21 protein-coding genes are annotated in these 17905 nt (G+C 62.0%); 8 read left to right on the top strand and 13 right to left on the bottom strand.

What is annotated here, in order from left to right:
* Positions 1 to 13 precede the first annotated feature (13 nt).
* Genes rsmD through C4J85_RS25695 form a run of 3 tightly spaced genes read right to left on the bottom strand, consistent with a single transcriptional unit; the run spans position 14 to position 3457 of the window.
* On the bottom strand, positions 14 to 619 hold the full coding sequence (rsmD, locus tag C4J85_RS25705; RefSeq protein ID WP_124364821.1) for a 16S rRNA (guanine(966)-N(2))-methyltransferase RsmD: 606 nt from the start codon (positions 617 to 619) through the stop codon (positions 14 to 16).
* Positions 619 to 2109: a pitrilysin family protein gene (locus tag C4J85_RS25700; RefSeq protein WP_124411004.1), complete on the bottom strand. Its 1491-nt coding sequence runs from the start codon at positions 2107 to 2109 to the stop codon at positions 619 to 621. The genes rsmD and C4J85_RS25700 overlap by 1 nt, the downstream gene beginning before the upstream one ends.
* Positions 2102 to 3457, bottom strand: a complete 1356-nt coding sequence (locus tag C4J85_RS25695) for a pitrilysin family protein (protein WP_124408430.1) — start codon at positions 3455 to 3457, stop codon at positions 2102 to 2104. The genes C4J85_RS25700 and C4J85_RS25695 overlap by 8 nt, the downstream gene beginning before the upstream one ends.
* Positions 3458 to 3688: 231 nt before the next feature.
* Between C4J85_RS25695 and ftsY the strand changes: the two genes are divergently transcribed.
* From ftsY to rpoH, 4 genes are all read left to right on the top strand, one after another.
* Positions 3689 to 5050 (top strand): signal recognition particle-docking protein FtsY, encoded by a 1362-nt coding sequence (ftsY, locus tag C4J85_RS25690; RefSeq protein ID WP_124411003.1) that lies wholly within the window; start codon positions 3689 to 3691, stop codon positions 5048 to 5050.
* Entirely contained in the window at positions 5047 to 5718 is a 672-nt protein-coding gene (gene ftsE, locus C4J85_RS25685) for a cell division ATP-binding protein FtsE (RefSeq protein ID WP_003213784.1), read from the top strand. The genes ftsY and ftsE overlap by 4 nt, the downstream gene beginning before the upstream one ends.
* Complete coding sequence (gene ftsX / locus C4J85_RS25680; protein WP_124411002.1) at positions 5715 to 6737, top strand: permease-like cell division protein FtsX; 1023 nt, start codon at positions 5715 to 5717, stop codon at positions 6735 to 6737. The genes ftsE and ftsX overlap by 4 nt, the downstream gene beginning before the upstream one ends.
* A 130-nt stretch (positions 6738 to 6867) precedes the next feature.
* On the top strand, positions 6868 to 7722 hold the full coding sequence (gene rpoH / locus C4J85_RS25675; protein ID WP_003176698.1) for an RNA polymerase sigma factor RpoH: 855 nt from the start codon (positions 6868 to 6870) through the stop codon (positions 7720 to 7722).
* A 123-nt stretch (positions 7723 to 7845) separates the two neighbouring features.
* On the opposite strand, the gene mtgA is transcribed toward rpoH, so the two are convergent.
* On the bottom strand, positions 7846 to 8568 hold the full coding sequence (mtgA, locus tag C4J85_RS25670; protein ID WP_124411001.1) for a monofunctional biosynthetic peptidoglycan transglycosylase: 723 nt from the start codon (positions 8566 to 8568) through the stop codon (positions 7846 to 7848).
* 74 nt (positions 8569 to 8642) lie between these two features.
* Here mtgA and C4J85_RS25665 point away from each other — a divergent pair, with 74 nt between their 5' ends.
* The 4 genes from C4J85_RS25665 to trmB all read left to right on the top strand — a co-directional run bounded on the left by C4J85_RS25665 (position 8643) and on the right by trmB (position 10879).
* On the top strand, positions 8643 to 9023 hold the full coding sequence (locus tag C4J85_RS25665) for a DUF423 domain-containing protein (RefSeq protein ID WP_124364815.1): 381 nt from the start codon (positions 8643 to 8645) through the stop codon (positions 9021 to 9023).
* A 71-nt stretch (positions 9024 to 9094) separates the two neighbouring features.
* Entirely contained in the window at positions 9095 to 9295 is a 201-nt protein-coding gene (gene thiS, locus C4J85_RS25660; protein ID WP_104505352.1) for a sulfur carrier protein ThiS, read from the top strand.
* A 54-nt stretch (positions 9296 to 9349) separates the two neighbouring features.
* The gene (locus C4J85_RS25655) at positions 9350 to 10144 is read left to right on the top strand and encodes a thiazole synthase (RefSeq protein ID WP_124411000.1); all 795 of its coding nucleotides are present in this window, start codon (positions 9350 to 9352) and stop codon (positions 10142 to 10144) included.
* A 9-nt stretch (positions 10145 to 10153) separates the two neighbouring features.
* Complete coding sequence (gene trmB / locus C4J85_RS25650) at positions 10154 to 10879, top strand: tRNA (guanosine(46)-N7)-methyltransferase TrmB (RefSeq protein WP_124410999.1); 726 nt, start codon at positions 10154 to 10156, stop codon at positions 10877 to 10879.
* Between the two features lie 140 nt (positions 10880 to 11019).
* On the opposite strand, the gene C4J85_RS25645 is transcribed toward trmB, so the two are convergent.
* From C4J85_RS25645 to C4J85_RS25605, 9 genes are all read right to left on the bottom strand, one after another.
* Positions 11020 to 11343, bottom strand: a complete 324-nt coding sequence (locus C4J85_RS25645) for a DUF3392 domain-containing protein (protein WP_016972961.1) — start codon at positions 11341 to 11343, stop codon at positions 11020 to 11022.
* A 19-nt stretch (positions 11344 to 11362) separates the two neighbouring features.
* On the bottom strand, positions 11363 to 12565 hold the full coding sequence (gene hemW, locus C4J85_RS25640) for a radical SAM family heme chaperone HemW (protein ID WP_124410998.1): 1203 nt from the start codon (positions 12563 to 12565) through the stop codon (positions 11363 to 11365).
* A complete protein-coding gene (gene rdgB / locus C4J85_RS25635; RefSeq protein ID WP_164487891.1) occupies positions 12562 to 13158 on the bottom strand; it encodes an RdgB/HAM1 family non-canonical purine NTP pyrophosphatase in 597 nt (198 codons plus the stop codon). Before rdgB ends, hemW begins: the two co-directional genes overlap by 4 nt.
* Positions 13155 to 13589, bottom strand: coding sequence for a DUF4426 domain-containing protein (locus C4J85_RS25630; protein WP_124372171.1), 435 nt, complete (start codon positions 13587 to 13589; stop codon positions 13155 to 13157). Before C4J85_RS25630 ends, rdgB begins: the two co-directional genes overlap by 4 nt.
* Positions 13590 to 13610: 21 nt before the next feature.
* The gene (metW, locus tag C4J85_RS25625; protein WP_124364809.1) at positions 13611 to 14231 is read right to left on the bottom strand and encodes a methionine biosynthesis protein MetW; all 621 of its coding nucleotides are present in this window, start codon (positions 14229 to 14231) and stop codon (positions 13611 to 13613) included.
* 25 nt (positions 14232 to 14256) lie between these two features.
* On the bottom strand, positions 14257 to 15399 hold the full coding sequence (locus C4J85_RS25620) for a homoserine O-acetyltransferase (protein WP_124410996.1): 1143 nt from the start codon (positions 15397 to 15399) through the stop codon (positions 14257 to 14259).
* Between the two features lie 309 nt (positions 15400 to 15708).
* Positions 15709 to 16296, bottom strand: a complete 588-nt coding sequence (locus C4J85_RS25615; protein ID WP_124364807.1) for a YggT family protein — start codon at positions 16294 to 16296, stop codon at positions 15709 to 15711.
* 25 nt (positions 16297 to 16321) lie between these two features.
* Positions 16322 to 17140: a pyrroline-5-carboxylate reductase gene (gene proC, locus C4J85_RS25610; protein WP_124410995.1), complete on the bottom strand. Its 819-nt coding sequence runs from the start codon at positions 17138 to 17140 to the stop codon at positions 16322 to 16324.
* A 33-nt stretch (positions 17141 to 17173) separates the two neighbouring features.
* Positions 17174 to 17860, bottom strand: coding sequence for a YggS family pyridoxal phosphate-dependent enzyme (locus C4J85_RS25605; RefSeq protein ID WP_124410994.1), 687 nt, complete (start codon positions 17858 to 17860; stop codon positions 17174 to 17176).
* Positions 17861 to 17905: the final 45 nt, after the last annotated feature.

Genomic DNA, 17905 nt, shown 5'->3' with positions numbered 1-17905 from the left:
GACAAGCTCGCTCCTACAGGGTGCGGTGCCACAACGCGTAATAAACCCGCCCGGACTTCTGCTCGCGGTGCAAGCGCCAGCTCCCCGGCAGGCCGAGCGTCGACGGCGCTGTCTCGCTTTCAGTGTAGACCCACGCATCCGGCGCCAACCATTGGCGTTCTTCCAGCAATGCACACACGGTCGGCAGCAGGTTCTGGTTGAACGGTGGGTCGAGGAACACCACGTCGTATTCGCTGGCCGCCTGGGTTTCCAGGTAGCGCAAGGCGTCGGCGGTCTGAACCTGGCCGTTGGTGCAGCGCAACGTGCCCAAGTGTTCCTTGAGGCTGGACACCGCCACATTGCTCGCATCCAGCGCCTGGGCCTGGGAGGCGCCACGGGACAGCGCCTCCAGGAACAGCGCGCCACTGCCCGCAAACGGGTCGAGCACCTTGGCGCCGCCGATGTAGGGCGCAAGCCAGTTGAACAAGGTTTCGCGCACGCGATCTGGCGTCGGGCGCAGGCCCACGACGTCGGGGAAGCTCAGCTTGCGGCTGCCCCATTCACCGCCAATGATGCGCAGTTGGCCCACACCGTTATGTACGTTGTGGACAGGTTTTTTCGGGCGAGATGAACTGGCCATTAATGCTCCGGAACCCCGAGCGGTTGCTCGGCAGGTTTATCAGTGGGGGGCGGTAGTGGCTTTTGCGCAATCGTCGGGCCGGCGGTCACGATGACCATCTTGTCGGCGCTCAAGTGTTTGTTCATTGCAGCCTTGACCTGCTCCACGGTCAGGGCCTGGGATTGTTTCATGAAATCCTCCAGATAGCTCAGCGGCAGGTTATAGAAACCCATGGCGCCAAGCTGCCCGACGATATCGGCGTTGCTCGCGGTGGACAGCGGGAAGCTGCCGGCCAGTTCACGCTTGGCATCATCCAGCTCCTTCTGGGTAGGGCCGGTCTTGAGGTAGTCGGCCACGACGTCTTCGACCAGGCGCAGCGTGCCGCCGCTCATTTCGGCGCGGGTTTGCAGGTTGATCATGAACGGGCCGCGCACCTGCATCGGCGAGAAGCCGGAGTACACGCCGTAGGTAAGGCCGCGCTTTTCACGCACTTCGCTCATCAACCGTGTGCCGAAACCGCCGCCGCCCAGAATCTGGTTGCCCAGGGACAGTGCAGCGTAGTCCGGGTCGGCGCGATCGATGCCCAACTGGGCAAACAGCAGGTGGGTCTGCTTGGAGGGAAACTCGATGCGGCTCAGGCCGGCCTTTGGCTCGGTTGGCTGGGCAATCTTCGCCAGGGCCGGGCCCTTGGGCAACGCGGTAGAGACCTTGGCGGTCATGGCTTCGGCTTCGGCGCGGGTCAGGTCGCCCACCACCGCGATCACTGCATTGCCTGCCGCATAAGCCTTGGCGTGGAATGCCTGCAGCTGTTGCACGGTAATCGCCGGCACGCTTTCTGGCGTGCCTTCGCTTGGGTGGGCATACGGATGGTCGCCGTACAGGCGCTTGAACAACTCGATGCTCGCCAGCTTGGCGGGATTCTGTTTCTGGTATTCGAAGCCGGCCAGGATCTGATTCTTGATGCGTGCCAGTGAGTCGGCCGGGAAGGTCGGCTTGCCGATCACGTCATCGAACAGCGCGAGTGCGGCATCGCGTTTGTCGCTGTCGCTCAAGCTGCGCAGGGACACCAGGGCCATATCGCGATAGGCGCCATTGCCAAAGTCGGCCCCCAGGCCTTCAAAGCCGCTGGCGATCTGGCTGACGTCCTTGCCCGGCACGCCTTCGTTGAGCATGGCGTTGGTCATCAAGGCCAGGCCCGGCACGTTGCCGTCCTGGCTGCTGCCGGCGGCGAACAGGATGCGCACGTCGAACATCGGCAGTTCATGGGCTTCGACGAACAGCACCTTGGCGCCTTCGGCGGTGGTCCAGGTTTGCACGTCGAGCTTGCGGTTGGTCGGCGCCTTGCCGTCCAGTTCAGCCAGCGATTGCAGTGTGTTGGCCGTTTGGGCCTTGTCCAGTGCCTGGCTGGCGACCGACTCGCTCGGGCGCAACAGGTACACGGCACCGGCCGCGATCAAGGTGACGGCGATCAGGCCGGGCAGAATCAGGCGGTTGCTCTTGCGGTCACTCATGAGCGGTCTCCTCAGGCAAAACATGGGCGACGCTCAGACGTTCGCGGGTGAAATAGGTGCGTGCAGCCTTCTGGATATCTTCTGGGGTGACGCTTTGCAGGTCGGCAAGCTCAGTGTCCATCAGCTTCCAGGACAGGCCGACGGTCTCCAGCGAGCCGATCGCCGTGGCCTGGGCGGTGATGGAGTCGCGCTGGTAGACCACGCCCGCAATCACCTGGGCGCGGATGCGTTCCAGCTCTTCGACGGTTGGCGGCTTGGCTTTGAGCTCTTCCAGCAGGCGCCACAGGCCGGCTTCGGCTTGGGCGACGGTCTTTTTCTTCTGCTGGTTGGGCGTGGCGGTCAGCATGAACAGCGTGTCGCCGCGAGTGAAGGCGTCATAATCGGTGGACGCGGCGGAGACAAGTTCTTCACCCCGCTCCAACTGCTCGGAGATACGCGCGCTGTAACCGCCGTCGAGCAGGGCCGAGATCAGGCGCAGGGCTTGTACCGAGCGCTTGTCCTCGGCAGTGGCCAGGCTCGGCACGTTGAAACCGAGGAACACGCTGGGCAGCTGGGTTTGCACGTGCAGGGTCAGCAGGCGCTCGCCGGGCTCGGCCAGCTCCATCGGGACCTTGGCTGGCGGGACGTCACGCTTGGGGATCGGGCCGAAGTAGCGCTGGGCCAGGTTTTTCACCTCGTCCGGCGTGACGTCGCCGACCACTACCAGGGTCGCGTTGTTCGGCACGTACCAGGCCTGGTACCAGTGGCGCAGTTCCTCGACCTTCATGCGCTCAAGGTCAGCCATCCAGCCGATGGTGGGCGTGTGATAGCCGCTGGCCGGGAAGGCCATGGCCTTGAAGCGTTCATAGGCCTTGGACATCGGGTTGTCGTCGGTGCGCAGGCGGCGCTCTTCCTTGATGACCTCGATTTCGCGGCTGAACTCATCGGCCGGCAGGCGCAGGCTGGCCATGCGGTCGGCTTCCAGTTCGAAGGCCACGCCCAGGCGGTCACGGGCCAGCACCTGGTAATAAGCGGTGTAGTCGTCACTGGTGAAGGCGTTTTCTTCAGCGCCCAGGTCGCGCAGGATCAGCGAGGCTTCGCCGGGGCCGACCTTGGCGCTGCCCTTGAACATCATATGTTCCAGGGCATGGGACAAACCGGTCTGGCCCGGGGTTTCGTAGCTCGAGCCGACCTTGTACCAGACCTGGGAAACCACCACCGGCGCGCGATGATCTTCGCGCACGACCACCTTGAGGCCGTTGTCGAGGGTGAATTCGTGGGTGGGTTGTGGGTCGGCAGCCAAAGCTGAAAAGGGCAGACAAACTGTGCTGAGCAGCAGGCCTGCGGCGCGGCGGGCTAGAGCATTCATTCGTTTTTTAACCTGTTGGACTGCCCGCTTGGTCTTAGCGTCGGCGGGCGAGGAGGTGCTAGGATACCGATCCGACTTAGGGGCGGCCACTGCGGCTGTCTTGTTGAGGCCCTATTTAGGCCTTCAAAATGTTGCGCATGAACGAGCTGGCTAAAAAACAGTCTGTTACGCATCGAATTTTATTTACCGAAGCGCCTGCTGGCGCGTCGCTACCTTGAGATAGCCGTCTCCATGTTTGGTTCCAACGACGACAAGAAGACCCCAGCTGCGGCTGGCGAGAAGAAAGGCCTGTTCGGATGGCTGCGCAAAAAGCCGCAGGAAACCGTCGTCGAACAGCCACAGGTTCAACCTGAACCTATCCCTGAGCCTATAGTAGAAGCCGAGCCGGTTGCCGAAACACCGGCGCCGACGGTGTTGCCGATGGCCGAGCCGGTGCTGCAGCCTGCGGTCGAGCCAGAGCCAGAGCCAGAGCCAGAGCACAAGCCGTGGCCGCAACTGCCGGTGGCTGAGGAGCCGGTGGCGCTGGTTGAAGATGTGCAGGTTGAGCACGTAGCGCCGCCTATTCCTACGGTGGTTGAACCCGTAGCAACAGTCGTGCAGACGCCACCCGCCGTCGAGGCCCCCGCGCCTGCCGTCATCGAAGAACCCGCCGCTGAAACCAGCAAAACCGGCTTTTTCACCCGTCTCAAGCAAGGTCTGAGCAAAACCAGCGCCAGTATCGGCGAGGGCATGGCCAGCCTGTTCCTCGGCAAGAAGACCATCGATGACGAGCTGCTGGAAGACATCGAAACCCGCCTGCTCACTGCAGACGTGGGCGTCGAAGCCACCGCCGTGATCATCCAGAGCCTGACCCAGAAGGTCGCCCGCAAGCAGCTGACTGACGCCGACGCGTTATACAAATCCTTGCAGGCCGAGCTGGCCGCCATGCTTAAACCCGTTGAAGCGCCGCTGGTGATCACCCCGAAGAAGCCGTTCGTGATCCTGGTGGTAGGCGTCAACGGCGCCGGCAAGACCACCACCATTGGCAAGTTGGCGAAAAAACTGCAGTCCGAAGGCAAGAAAGTCATGCTCGCCGCCGGCGACACCTTCCGTGCCGCTGCCGTTGAGCAACTGCAAGTGTGGGGCGAGCGCAACAAGATCCCGGTGATCGCCCAGCACACCGGTGCCGACTCCGCGTCGGTGATTTTCGATGCCGTGCAGGCAGCCAAGGCCCGGAACATCGATGTGCTGATCGCCGACACCGCCGGCCGCCTGCACACCAAAGACAATTTGATGGAAGAGCTGAAGAAAGTCCGCCGCGTGATCGGCAAGCTCGACGCCGACGCCCCGCATGAGGTACTGCTGGTGCTGGACGCCGGTACCGGGCAGAACGCCATCAGTCAGGCCAAACAATTCAACCAGACGGTGCAACTGACCGGCCTGGCATTGACTAAGCTCGACGGCACGGCCAAGGGCGGTGTGATTTTCGCCCTGGCCAAGCAGTTCGGGTTGCCGATTCGTTATATCGGCGTCGGTGAAGGCATCGACGACCTGCGCACTTTTGAAGCCGAACCCTTTGTACAGGCACTGTTTGCCGAGCGGGAGCGTTCATGATTCGATTCGAACAGGTCGGTAAACGCTACGCCAACGGGCATGTGGGCTTGCATGAGCTGAGCTTTCGAGTACGGCGGGGCGAGTTTTTGTTCGTGACCGGGCATTCCGGCGCCGGTAAGAGCACCTTATTGCGCCTGCTGCTGGCCATGGAGCGCCCGACCACCGGCAAGCTGCTGCTGGCGGGCCAGGACCTGGCCACCATCAGCAATGCGCAGATCCCGTTCCTGCGCCGTCAGATCGGCGTGGTATTCCAGAACCACCAGTTGCTGTTCGACCGCACGGTGTTCAACAACATTGCCTTGCCCCTGCAGATTCTCGGGCTGTCCAAGGCCGAGATCGTCAAGCGCGTGGATTCAGCCCTGGAGCGCGTGGCCTTGTCGGACAAGACCGACCTCTACCCCGGCGATTTGTCCACCGGCCAGCAACAGCGCGTCGGTATCGCGCGGGCCATCGTCCACCGTCCGGCCTTGCTGCTGGCGGATGAACCCACCGGTAACCTCGATCCGCGCCTGGCGGCCGAGATCATGGGGGTGTTCGAAGACATCAACCGGCTGGGCACCAGCGTGTTGATCGCCAGCCACGACCTGGCGCTGATTGCGCGCATGCGCCATCGCATGCTGACCCTGCAACGCGGTCGTTTGATCGGCGACGGGGAGGCCGGCGTATGAGTGCAACACGCAGCCCTAAAGTATCCGAACGCGTGGCGCCGAAACCGGCCGACCCGCAACCGAAAAAGAAAAAACACGACGATGACGACGGCCCGGACTTCGGCACCCTGTTGCGTGCCTGGATCGAAAGCCATCGTGCCAGCCTGCTCGACAGCTTGCGTCGCTTGGGCAAGCAGCCGATCGGCAGCTTTTTCACCTGCATGGTGATGGCCGTGGCCCTGAGCCTGCCAATGGGCTTGTCATTGCTGCTTAATAATGTGGAGCGCCTGGGCGGTTCCTGGCAGCGCGCGGCGCAGATTTCCCTGTACCTGAACCTCGACGCCAGCGCCAAGGACGGCGAAGGGCTGCGCGACGAGATCAAGAACCTGCCAGGGGTGGCGGATGCCGAATACATCAGCCGCGATCAGGCGCTGGAAGAGTTCCAGCAACAATCCGGCCTGGGCGAGGCGCTTAAAGAGCTGCCGCAGAACCCGCTGCCGGGTGTGGTGCTGGTGACGCCCAATGAAGTGGACAAGCCGGCCCTGGAAGCCCTGCGACAAAAACTCGCAGAGATGCCCAAGGTGCAACAAGCGCAACTTGATCTAGTCTGGGTAGAGCGCCTGGCCGCGATCCTCAAGCTGGGCGACCGCTTCGTGTTCGGTTTGACGGTGCTGTTGGTGTCTGCATTACTTTTGGTGATAGGTAATACCATTCGTCTTCATATTGAAAACCGCCGCACCGAGATAGAAGTGATTAAACTGGTCGGCGGCACGGACAGCTATGTGCGTCGTCCTTTTCTGTACATGGGCGCGCTTTATGGCTTAGGTGCCGGGATTTTGTCCTGGGGCGTGCTGGCTTTTGGCCTGGACTGGCTGAACGATGCGGTTATCGGGCTTGCCGGCTTGTACGGCAGCGATTTTGCCCTGGCAGGGGTGCCGGTAGCCGATGGTCTGAGCCTCTTGCTTGGCGCGGTATTGTTGGGGTATATCGGTGCGTGGATTGCGGTGGCACGGCACTTACGTGAGCTGGCACCGAAGTAGTTAATGTCAGGGTAATGTAGTTTCGTTTGTATTGACCTTGTCAGCAGTTTAGGGAACTTGTCCTACGGTTCCCCGGTCAATTTTCGCAGTGCTGAACTGCACGAGTTATGTGAGTCGGAGGTTTTTTCGTATGACCACTTCTTTGCAACCTGCTTATGCCTTGGTCCCGGGTGCGAACCTGGAAGCCTATGTGCACACGGTAAACAGCATTCCCTTGCTGACGCCCGAGCAGGAGCGTGAACTGGCCGAGAGTCTCTACTATGAGCAGGATTTGGGGGCGGCTCGGCAGATGGTGCTCGCCCACCTGCGTTTTGTCGTACATATCGCCCGTAGCTATAGCGGCTACGGCCTGGCCCAGGCTGACCTGATTCAGGAAGGCAACGTCGGCCTGATGAAGGCGGTGAAGCGCTTCAACCCGGAAATGGGTGTGCGCCTGGTGTCTTTTGCTGTGCACTGGATCAAGGCGGAAATCCACGAGTTCATCCTGCGCAACTGGCGCATCGTGAAAGTCGCGACCACCAAGGCCCAGCGCAAGCTGTTCTTCAACCTGCGCAGCCAGAAGAAACGCCTGGCGTGGCTGAACAACGAGGAAGTCCACCGCGTGGCCGAAAGCCTCGGCGTGGAGCCCCGTGAAGTGCGCGAGATGGAAAGTCGCCTGACCGGCCATGATATGGCCTTCGATCCGGCTGCCGAAGCAGACGACGACAGCGCCTTCCAATCGCCGGCCAACTACCTGGAAGACCACCGGTACGACCCGGCGCGTCAACTGGAAGACGCCGACTGGAGCGACAACTCCAATCACAACCTGCACGAAGCGCTGGAAGTGCTGGACGACCGCAGCCGTGACATTCTCTACCAGCGCTGGCTGGCGGAAGAAAAAGCCACGCTGCACGACCTGGCGCAGAAGTACAACGTGTCGGCCGAGCGGATTCGTCAGCTTGAGAAAAGCGCGATGAACAAGCTGAAGCTGTCGATCGCCGCCTAATCAGCGACGCGGTCAAAATGTGGGAGGGGGCTTGCTCCCGATAGCAGAGTGTCAGTCGACATATGAGTGACTGATCCACCGCTATCGGGAGCAAGCCCCCTCCCACAGTTGTTTTGTATTGTGTCAGTTGGACCAGGGAGCCTTGCGGGAGTTGTTCAACTCGACCAGATAACCCTCGCCACCCAACTGACTCATCTGCTGGCGAATCCACGCCGCGCGCCGCGCCACATAGGCGGTCGGATGGCTGGCACTCCACACCCGTGGGTTCGGCAACACCGCCGCCAGGTAGCTGGCCTGCTGACGCGACAGCCCTTTGGCGCTCACTCCAAAATGATGCCGCGCCGCTGCTTCTGCACCGAACACACCCTCGTCCCACTCCACGCTGTTGAGGTACACCTCAAGGATGCGCTGCTTGGGCCACAGCACTTCGATCAACCCGGTAAACCAGGCTTCCAGGCCCTTGCGCAGATAACTGCGGCCGGTCCACAGGAACAGGTTTTTCGACACCTGCTGGCTCAAGGTGCTGGCGCCGCGAATCGTGCCGCCGCGCTCGTTATGCACGATCGCCGCCTGAATCGCGCCAAAGTCGAAGCCCCAGTGCTGCGGGAAACGCTGGTCTTCACCGGCCATCACCGCCACTTTGAGGTCGTCGGAAATCTCGTCCCACGCCACCCAGCTGCGCTGCAGGTCGATAGGTTCGCCGTCGATCCAGGATTCGACCTTGCGCTCCACCATCAGCGCAGTGAACGGCGGCGGTACGACGCGAAACAGCAGCACCAGCAGCACACTGGCGATGGCGAACCATTTCACGACGTTGAGAAAGCGATTGATGAGGACACGCAGCATAGAGATGGCTTGGCCGAACCCGTTGAGCGGGCCATTATACAGACCCTGCCCGATGAGTCTGACTGGAGTTCCTCATGCTGCGTAGCTTTCTGATGCTGGCTGCCTTTTTTGGCTTTACCGGTGTCGCCCTCGGCGCGTTCGCCGCCCATGGCCTGAAGAACCGTCTGAGCGCCGACTACCTGGCGATCTTCCACACCGGCGTGACGTATCAACTGGTGCACACCCTGGCGTTGTTTGGCGTGGCGCTGCTGGCCGCGCATATTCCTGGCCGACTGGTCACCTGGGCGGGCATTTCATTTGTGGTCGGCATCGTGCTGTTCTCCGGCAGCCTGTATCTGTTGACCCTGACCGGCATCAGCAAACTCGGGATCATCACGCCGTTCGGCGGGCTGGCGTTTCTGCTCGGCTGGTTTTTCCTCGGCTTGCTCGCCTGGCGCCTGCAACTGACCGCTTGACGCTTGAAGCTGACCTTCAGCGCCCAATCGCGTTAGAATGCCGGCCCCTAAAAACGATGGCGGCCCGTGGCATGCGCATTCAGTTGAACGGCGAACCCCTTGAACTGCCCGACGGTGAAACCGTCGCGGCCCTGCTGACCCGCCTGGACCTCACCGGGCGCCGTGTCGCAGTGGAACTCAACCTGGATATCGTCCCGCGCAGCCAGCACGCAGGTACCGCGCTCAGCGAAGGTGACCAGGTCGAAGTGGTCCACGCCATCGGCGGCGGCTAGTCGCCCCGGCCGTAACGCATTCTGCAGAACCTCACCCCATTACGAGGATTTCCCATGAGCATCGTTCGTAGCGACAAGCCCTTCGTCCTGGCCGGTCGTACCTATCTGTCCCGTTTGCTGGTCGGCACCGGCAAGTACCGCGACATGGAAGAAACCCGTCTGGCCATCGAAGCCTCGGGCGCCGAAATCGTTACCTTCGCCGTACGTCGCACCAACCTCGGCCAGATCGAGGGCGAGCCGAACCTGCTCGAAGTGCTGTCGCCGGACCGCTACACCTTCCTGCCGAACACCGCTGGCTGCTTTGACGCCATCGAAGCCGTGCGCACCTGCCGCCTGGCCCGTGAGCTGCTCGACGGCCACAACCTGGTTAAGCTGGAAGTGCTGGCCGACCAGAAAACCCTGTTCCCCAACGTGATCGAAACCCTCAAGGCCGCCGAAACCCTGGTCAAGGAAGGCTTTGACGTGATGGTCTACACCAGCGATGACCCGATCATCGCCCGCCAGCTGGCGGAAATCGGCTGCATCGCGGTGATGCCACTGGCTGGCCTGATCGGCTCCGGCCTGGGGATCTGCAACCCTTACAACCTGCAGATCATCCTTGAAGAAGCCAGGATCCCGGTGCTGGTGGATGCGGGCGTGGGCACTGCCTCCGACGCTACCATCGCCATGGAGCTGGGCTGCGACGCGGTACTGATGAACTCGGCCATTGCCCATGCCCAGCAACCGATCATGATGGCCGAAGCCATGCAACACGCAATCGTCGCGGGCCGCCTGGCCTACCTCGCCGGGCGCATGCCGAAAAAACTCTATGCCAGCGCCTCTTCGCCGCTGGATGGCCTGATCAAGTAAGAGCTATTGATGACTGAATCAAACGAAACGCCGAACCCCGTGGAAGCAGGCGACGAGTCCAAGCACCGCCGCATCAAGAGCTTCGTGATGCGCGCCGGGCGCATGACCGAAGGCCAGCAAAAAGGCCTGACGCAAGGCACGTCGCTGTTCGTGTTGCCCCTGGCCGATGCGCCGGTGGACTTCGACCAGGTGTTCGGTCGCTCGGCCCCGCGGTCCCTGGAAATCGGCTTCGGCATGGGCCATTCCCTGCTGGAAATGGCGGCGGCCGCGCCGGACCAGGATTTCATCGGTGTAGAAGTGCACCGCCCAGGTGTCGGCGCGCTGCTGAACGGCGTGCTGACCCAGGGCCTGACCAATCTGCGGGTCTACGACTGCGACGCGATTGAAGTGCTCAACCGCTGCATTGCCGACAACAGTCTCGACCGGCTGATGCTGTTCTTCCCCGACCCATGGCACAAGGCCCGTCACCACAAGCGTCGCATCGTCCAGGCTTCCTTCGCGGAACTGGTGCGCAGCAAGCTGAAAGTGGGGGGCATCCTGCACATGGCCACCGACTGGGAGCCCTATGCCGAATACATGCTGGACGTGATGAACGTCGCCCCCGGCTACCGCAACCTGGCCGAAGACGGCAAATGCGTACCGCGCCCGGCAGAGCGCCCAGTCACCAAGTTCGAACGCCGTGGCGAGAAGTTGGGGCATGGGGTGTGGGATTTGAAGTTCGAGAAAGTCGACTGATAAGCCATTGGCTTGGAATGCAGTAAAAATGTGGGAGGGGCTTGCCCCCGATAGCGGTGGGTCAGCCAAACATGTGTTGTCTGACACCCTGCCATCGGGGGCAAGCCCCCTCCCACATTTGTTTTGTGTTGGGTTTGCGGTCAGCGGCGGTCGGCGACGACGCCAATCAACACCAGCACCACCACCAGCACCGGCGCGAGGCTGTAGTTATTGAACTGGCTCAGCCCCCGCACGATCCACGGCGTGGCGTAGATCAGCGCCGCGCCGCTGCCGATCATGCACACCAACGCCATCAGGGGGACGCGCAACGCGCCGGCGATGCTGCCCAGGCGGGCTTCGACCCAGCCCTTGATGTCAGCGCCGAACAGCACCAGCAAACAGCCGACCAGCGCCAGGGAGATTTCCGACAGGTTGCTACGGCTCCAGCGGGATACGGTGGCGAGCAGGTCGAGTACCAAATCCATTCGATTTCCTTAAGAGCGATCAGCTCAAAAACGTCTGCAACAGGTCATTGAGAAAGAGTTGCCCGCGGTCGGTCGCCGCCAGGCGTGACGGTTCGACCTGCATTAAGCCACTTTGTTCTGCCTCGCGGCGGCCTTCGGCGAGGCTCGCCAGGTCAAGGCCGGTGCGCTCGGTGTAAAGCCTGGCGTCTACGCCTTCGGTGAGGCGCAGGGCGTTCATCAGGAACTCGAACGGCAGCTCTTCATTGGTCAGTTCTTTGGCCCCCGCCTGGAAGCTTTTGGCCGGGTTGAGGTAGTCCTTCGGTGCGCGGGTTTTCCAGGTGCGCACGATGCGTCCATCCGGATGGCTGAGCTTGCCGTGGGCACCGGCGCCGATACCGATGAAGTCGCCAAAGCTCCAGTAATTGAGGTTATGCCGCGCCGGTCGACCGGGTTGGGCATAGGCCGACACTTCATATTGTGTGTAACCGTGCTCGGCGAGCAGCGCCTGGCCGGCTTCCTGAATGTCCCACAGGGTGTCGTCTTCCGGCAGCGCGGGGGGCTGGTTCCAGAACACCGTGTTGGGTTCCAGGGTCAACTGGTACCAGGACAAGTGCGTCGGCTTCAATGCGATGGCTTGGCGCAGATCGGCCAGGGCGTCGTCCAGGGACTGATCGGGCAAGCCGTGCATCAGGTCCAGGTTGAAGTTATCGAACCCGGCCTGGCGCGCCATACCCGCAGCGCGAATGGCTTCATCGCCGTTGTGGATGCGGCCCAGGGCTTCGAGCTTGGCCTGCTGGAAGCTCTGGATGCCGATGGACAGGCGATTGATCCCCAGCTTGCGGTAAGCCACGAACTTCTCTTGTTCGAAGGTGCCAGGATTGGCTTCCAGGGTGATTTCGATGTCGTCGGCAAACGCGATGCGCGCTTGCACCCCTTCGAGCAGCCGCCCCAACGCGGTGGCGCTGAACAGGCTCGGGGTGCCGCCGCCAAAGAAGATCGAGCTCAGTTTGCGGCCATGAACGGCGTGCAGGTCCTGGTCCAGATCCGCCAGCAAGGCGTCCACATACGCTTCTTCCGGCAGCACGGTGCTTGCGGTATGGGAGTTGAAGTCGCAATAAGGGCATTTGCGCACGCACCACGGGATGTGGATGTACAGCGCCAGGGGCGGCAGCACAGGCAACGCCGACCGGGGTGTTTGCGCGCCGCCGTGGATCAGTGGCAGCGCCTGGGTGTGGTGGGTCATTTCAGGCTCAGGCGTTGGCGCAGCAAATCCATTGCGCGGGCGCGGTGGCTGATCTGGTTCTTGTCGGCCGGACTCAGTTCGGCGCTGGAGACATTGCGCTCCGGCACCCAGAACAGCGGATCGTAGCCAAAGCCATGCTCACCGCTGGCTGCATGCAGGATGCGCCCGTGCCACAAGCCTTCGCAGAGGATCGGCAAGGGGTCATCGGCGTGGCGCACCAATGCCAGCACACAGACGAACTGCGCACCGCGCATCGCGTCCGGCACATCCTTGAGCGCTTCCAGCAGCTTGGCGTTATTGGCCGCATCGCCCTTGCCGTCGGCATAACGCGCCGAATAGATGCCCGGTGCGCCACCGAGGTAGTCCACCGCCAGGCCCGAATCGTCCGCCAAGGCCGGCAGGCCCGAGAGGCGCGCGGCATTGCGCGCCTTGAGGATGGCGTTCTCGACAAATGACAGGCCGGTTTCTTCCGGCTCGACCTGGCTGAACTCACCGATCGAGCGCAGCTTTACCGCGTCACCGAGCATGGCCTGCAATTCTTTGAGTTTGCCGGCGTTATGGCTGGCGAGTACGAGTTGAGTGAGGTTCATCAGTCGGCCGGAAACAGTTCTTGGTTGAATTGGAAACCATGGGCTTTGCCGCCGGTTTCAACATTGATGGTAAATGTCTTGTATTCCCGCTGGGTCACGGAGTAGGGCGCGAGGTAGCTGACGCCACCTTTCTCTTCGATCTGCTTGAACGTCAGGATTTCGCTCTTGCCACCCAAATCCTTGATGGTGCCGGTCACCTGGGCCGCGACGGGGGTTACGCCCTTGATCACGGTCACATTGATCAAGCCCTTGTCCTTGCTGCGCACCACGCCGACTTTCTGGGCGGTCTCCGGCGACAGGAAGCTTGAAGTGAAGGTGTTGTAGTGAACGGTGATATCGCCGAAGTCTTTCTTGCGGTTAGCGTCGATAGCGTCCGCAGCCATGGCGCTGGCGCCCAGGCAGGCGGTCAGGAGAAAAACAGCCAAACGACTCATGAGCGTCCCTCTTGATAATGATTAGACGGCAATCTTGTGGTCGGTCAGGCCAGGGCTGCTGACCCGGTAGATACCGATTTCGCCCAACAGGTTGGGCCATAGCTTACTCGCCCAGCCGTGGCGATGTTGTTGATCGACGGCAAGGCGGTTGATCACCTTGGCCTCACGCTCGCCACACAGGGCCTCGAAGTCTTCGAAGGTGCAGAAGTGGATATTCGGCGTGTTGTACCAGGTGTACGGCAGGAAGTCCGACACCGGCATGCGGCCCTTGGTGGCCAGGTACCAGCGGCAGCGCCAGTGCCCGAAGTTGGGGAAGGTGATGATGCACTGGCGGCCGACGCGCAGCATTTCGTCGAGAATACGGTCCGGGTAGTGCACCGCTTGCAGGGCCTGGGTCATCACCACGATGTCGAAGCTGTCGCTGGCAAAGTTGCCCAGGCCCTTGTCCAGGTCCTGCTCGATCACGTTGATGCCCTTGGCCACGCACTGGGCGATGTTGTCCGGGTCGTTTTCCAGGCCGTAGCCGGTGACTTGCTTGTTGTCGCGCAGCCAGCTCAGCAGCTCGCCATCACCGCAGCCCAGGTCGAGCACGCGGCTGCCGGCGGGGATCCAGTCTTGGATGATTTCCAGGTCGGCTCTCATGGCGTTTTCCCAAAGCGTAAGCAATTCATATAAGCGTAATGCGGTTCATGTAGTTGCTGAAGGCCTGCAAATAACGCGGGATCGGAATCAGGAAGGCGTCGTGGCCTTGCGGTGCATCGATCTCCAGGTAGCAGACGTCTTTGCGTGCAGCCATCAGGGCGTCCACCAGCTCGCGGGAGCGCGCCGGCGAGAAGCGCCAGTCAGTGGTGAACGACATCACGCAGAACTTGGCCGTGGCCTGCTCGAAGGTTTTCGCCAGGTCGTCATTGAAGTTCGCGGCCGGGTCGAAGTAGTCCAGCGCCTTGGTCATCAGCAGGTAGGTGTTGGCGTCGAAACGCCCGGAGAACTCCTCGCCCTGATAACGCAGGTAGCTTTCCACCTGGAACTCGACGCTGTGGAAGTCGTAGTTGAGCTTCTCGCTCTTGAGGCCACGGCCGAATTTCTCGCCCATGGAATCATCGGACAGGTAGGTGATGTGCCCGACCATCCGCGCCAGCATCAGGCCACGCTTGGGGATCACCCCCGCTTCCTGGAACGAACCACCGTGGAACTCCGGGTCGGTGAGGATGGCCTGGCGCGCCACTTCGTTGAAGGCAATGTTCTGCGCCGACAACTTGGGCGCCGAGGCGATCGCGAGGCAGTGGCGCACGCGATCCGGGTAGGTGATGGTCCATTGCAGGGCTTGCATGCCGCCCAGGCTGCCACCGATCACGGCCGCCCATTGGTCGATGCCCAGCCGGTCGGCGAGGCGCGCCTGGCTGTGCACCCAGTCTTCCACGGTGAGTACCGGGAAGTCGGCGCCGAAGGGCTTGCCGGTCTCCGGGTTGAGGCTGCTGGGGCCGGTGGAACCGTTGCAGCCGCCGAGGTTGTTCAGGCTGACCACGAAGAACTTGTTGGTGTCGATGGGCTTGCCGGGGCCGATGCAGCTGTCCCACCAGCCGGGCTTGCGCTCGTCGACGCTGTGGAAGCCCGCAGCATGATGGTGGCCGGACAAGGCGTGGCAGATCAGCACGGCGTTGCTCGCCGTGGCGTTGAGTTGGCCGTAGGTTTCGTAGATCAAGTCGTAGGCAGGCAGCGAACGGCCGCAGGCCAGGGCCAAGGGTTCGCTGAAGTGCGCCATTTGGGGCACGACCAGTCCAACGGAATCGGGGGGGAAGGCAGTTGGCATCGACCCTGCTCTCGTTTAAATGAGGCGTAAGTCTAAAGACCACTGGACCCAGCGGCAAGCAAAGGCCTGCGCCGGTACACAGATACAAAATGTGGGAGGGGGCGAGCCCTAATGCCAGTCAGTTAAGGACGAACACTGTACCTGTGGCGAGGGAGCTTGCTCCCGCTGGGCCGCGAAGCGGCCCCAAAAATGGGACTGCTGCGCAGTCCAGCGGGAGCAAGCTCCCTCGCCACAGGTTACTTTTACCCTTTCTACTTCTTAACTGACTGGCATTAGGGCAAGCCCCCTCCCACATTTTCCAGCGTATTGTCAGATCAGGCCGAACAGTTCTTTAGGCATGAACGCATAAAACGCCAGGCGTGGAATCACCCAGCTTTGAATCAGCTGGATCGCGATAAACGCGAAGATCGGCGAAATATCCAGGCCGCCCAGGTTGGGGATCAGGCGGCGGAACGGCGCCAGCACCGGTTCGGTGATCTGGTAGACCAGCTCGGCGCCCGGACTGCGGCTGCCGGGGGCGACCCACGAGAGGATCACGCTGATGATCATCGACCAGAAGATGATCTTCAAAAACAGCGAGAAAATACCGATCAGCGCCCATGGCAACAGCAGCACCGTGAAGGCCTGGTAGCCATTGAGCATCAGGATCACCACGAACAGCAGGATCTGCAGCAGCAGTGCCAGTACCAGCGACGACATGTCCAGCCCGAACAGGCTCGGGATCACCCGGCGCAGCGGCTTGAGCAGCGGTTGGGTGGCCTTGACCACGAACTGGCACAACGGGTTGTAGAAGTTCGCCCGCACCAGTTGCAGGATAAAGCGCATCAGCACGATCAGCAGGTACAGGCTGCCCAGGGTCTGGATGATGAAGATGGCAGCGTCATTGATTCCGAGCATGTTTGTTTACCTTGGTAAGTGACGACTATTTGCCCAGTTGCTCAGCCATTTCGGCGGAACGGTGTGCCGCAGCACCCAGTGCTTTTTCCACCAGGGCTTCAAAGCCGCCGGCCTGGAATGATTCGATGGCGGCATGGGTGGTGCCGCCCGGGGACGTGACGCGACGGCGCAGCTCGGCCGCATCCACATCGCTGGTCACCGCCATCTTCGCAGCGCCCAGGGCGGTTTGCTCGGCCAGTTGCTCGGCAACGTCGGCAGGCAGGCCCAGTTTCACGCCGGCGGCGGTCATGGCTTCGATCAACAGGAAGAAGTACGCCGGGCCGCTGCCGGACACGGCGGTGACCGCGTCCAGTTGCTGCTCCTGCGCCAGCCACAGGGCAATGCCCACGGCGGATAACAGTTGCTGGGCCTGGTCACGCTGTGCGGCGCTGACGTCGGCGGTGGCGTACAAGCCGCTCACGCCCTGGCGCAACAAGGACGGCGTATTCGGCATGCAACGTACGATCGGTTGGGCACCGAGCCAGGTGTTCATGCTGGCGCAGGTGATGCCGGCGGCGATGGACACCACCAGCTGATGCGCCTGCAGGCTCGGGCGCAGGCTTTCGCACACGGTCTTCATGGCCTGGGGCTTGACCGCCAGCACAATGACGTCGACGCCCTGGATGGCCTCGGCGTTGTCGGCAAAGGTTTCAATGCCGTGTTCGGCGCTGACGCGGGCGCGGGTTTCGGCGCCGGGATCGCTGGCGCGAATCTGCGCAGCGTCCAGGCCCTTGGCCCGCAGGCCGCCGATCAGGCTGGCTGCCATGTTACCGGCGCCGATAAAGGCAATACGCATGTCTTTCATGACAGGTCCTTAGCTAGATGAACGTCAGCCATTTCACGGCTGGCCGTAGTCGCGGGCGCCAAACAGCGCGGTACCGATCCGCACCCAGGTGGCGCCTTGAGCGATGGCCGACTCGAGGTCGTGGCTCATGCCCATGGAAAGTGTGTCGAGTGGCAGGTTCAGGCTGGCTTGCAGCTCGCGCACCGTGGCGAACGCCGCATCCTGCGCCGCGCGATCGTCAGTCGGCTCGGGGATCGCCATCAGGCCCCGCAGCTTCAGGCGCGGCAGGGCGCTGATGGCGTTGGCCAGGGCCGGCAGGTCGGCGGGCGTACAGCCGGACTTGCTGGCTTCGCCACTGACGTTGACCTGGATGCAGATATTCAACGCCGGCAGGTCGGCAGGGCGTTGTTCGGACAGGCGTTGTGCGATTTTCAGGCGGTCCACGGAATGCACCCAAGCGAAGTTCTCGGCGATCGCGCGAGTCTTGTTCGATTGAATGGGGCCGATGAAGTGCCAACTCAAGGGCAAGTCGGTTAATTCGGCTTGTTTGCCCAGGGCTTCCTGCAGATAGTTTTCACCAAAGTCATGCATCCCGGCGGCAAAGGCTTCGCGCACGGCTTGCGCCGGTTTGGTCTTGCTCACGGCCAGCAGGTGGATGCTGCTTGCGTCACGCTGCACGGCGTCGGCGGCGGCGCGGATGCGCTGGCTAACCAGGCCGATGTTGTCTGCTATCGTCGACATTCAAGTTGCGCCCGTGGATATGGAGTCCGCGGCATTCTACTGGAA

The organism is Pseudomonas sp. R4-34-07 (genome assembly GCF_003852375.1).
Lineage (GTDB): Bacteria > Pseudomonadota > Gammaproteobacteria > Pseudomonadales > Pseudomonadaceae > Aquipseudomonas.
Note: the sequence above shows the minus strand (reverse complement) of the source record. Positions and strands in the feature narration are given on the sequence as shown.

Coding starts and splice junctions, on each gene's coding strand:
- C4J85_RS25700 (WP_124411004.1), bottom strand. CDS start 2,109: ATGAGTGACCGCAAGAGCAACCGCCTGATTCTGCCCGGCCTGATCGCC.
- C4J85_RS25695 (WP_124408430.1), bottom strand. CDS start 3,457: ATGAATGCTCTAGCCCGCCGCGCCGCAGGCCTGCTGCTCAGCACAGTT.
- C4J85_RS25620 (WP_124410996.1), bottom strand. CDS start 15,399: ATGCCAACTGCCTTCCCCCCCGATTCCGTTGGACTGGTCGTGCCCCAA.
- thiS (WP_104505352.1), top strand. CDS start 9,095: ATGCGCATTCAGTTGAACGGCGAACCCCTTGAACTGCCCGACGGTGAA.
- C4J85_RS25605 (WP_124410994.1), bottom strand. CDS start 17,860: ATGTCGACGATAGCAGACAACATCGGCCTGGTTAGCCAGCGCATCCGC.
- C4J85_RS25665 (WP_124364815.1), top strand. CDS start 8,643: ATGCTGCGTAGCTTTCTGATGCTGGCTGCCTTTTTTGGCTTTACCGGT.
- C4J85_RS25630 (WP_124372171.1), bottom strand. CDS start 13,589: ATGAGTCGTTTGGCTGTTTTTCTCCTGACCGCCTGCCTGGGCGCCAGC.
- C4J85_RS25615 (WP_124364807.1), bottom strand. CDS start 16,296: ATGCTCGGAATCAATGACGCTGCCATCTTCATCATCCAGACCCTGGGC.
- C4J85_RS25645 (WP_016972961.1), bottom strand. CDS start 11,343: ATGGATTTGGTACTCGACCTGCTCGCCACCGTATCCCGCTGGAGCCGT.
- metW (WP_124364809.1), bottom strand. CDS start 14,231: ATGAGAGCCGACCTGGAAATCATCCAAGACTGGATCCCCGCCGGCAGC.
- ftsX (WP_124411002.1), top strand. CDS start 5,715: ATGAGTGCAACACGCAGCCCTAAAGTATCCGAACGCGTGGCGCCGAAA.
- ftsE (WP_003213784.1), top strand. CDS start 5,047: ATGATTCGATTCGAACAGGTCGGTAAACGCTACGCCAACGGGCATGTG.
- proC (WP_124410995.1), bottom strand. CDS start 17,140: ATGAAAGACATGCGTATTGCCTTTATCGGCGCCGGTAACATGGCAGCC.
- rpoH (WP_003176698.1), top strand. CDS start 6,868: ATGACCACTTCTTTGCAACCTGCTTATGCCTTGGTCCCGGGTGCGAAC.
- C4J85_RS25655 (WP_124411000.1), top strand. CDS start 9,350: ATGAGCATCGTTCGTAGCGACAAGCCCTTCGTCCTGGCCGGTCGTACC.
- mtgA (WP_124411001.1), bottom strand. CDS start 8,568: ATGCTGCGTGTCCTCATCAATCGCTTTCTCAACGTCGTGAAATGGTTC.
- rsmD (WP_124364821.1), bottom strand. CDS start 619: ATGGCCAGTTCATCTCGCCCGAAAAAACCTGTCCACAACGTACATAAC.
- hemW (WP_124410998.1), bottom strand. CDS start 12,565: ATGACCCACCACACCCAGGCGCTGCCACTGATCCACGGCGGCGCGCAA.
- ftsY (WP_124411003.1), top strand. CDS start 3,689: ATGTTTGGTTCCAACGACGACAAGAAGACCCCAGCTGCGGCTGGCGAG.
- trmB (WP_124410999.1), top strand. CDS start 10,154: ATGACTGAATCAAACGAAACGCCGAACCCCGTGGAAGCAGGCGACGAG.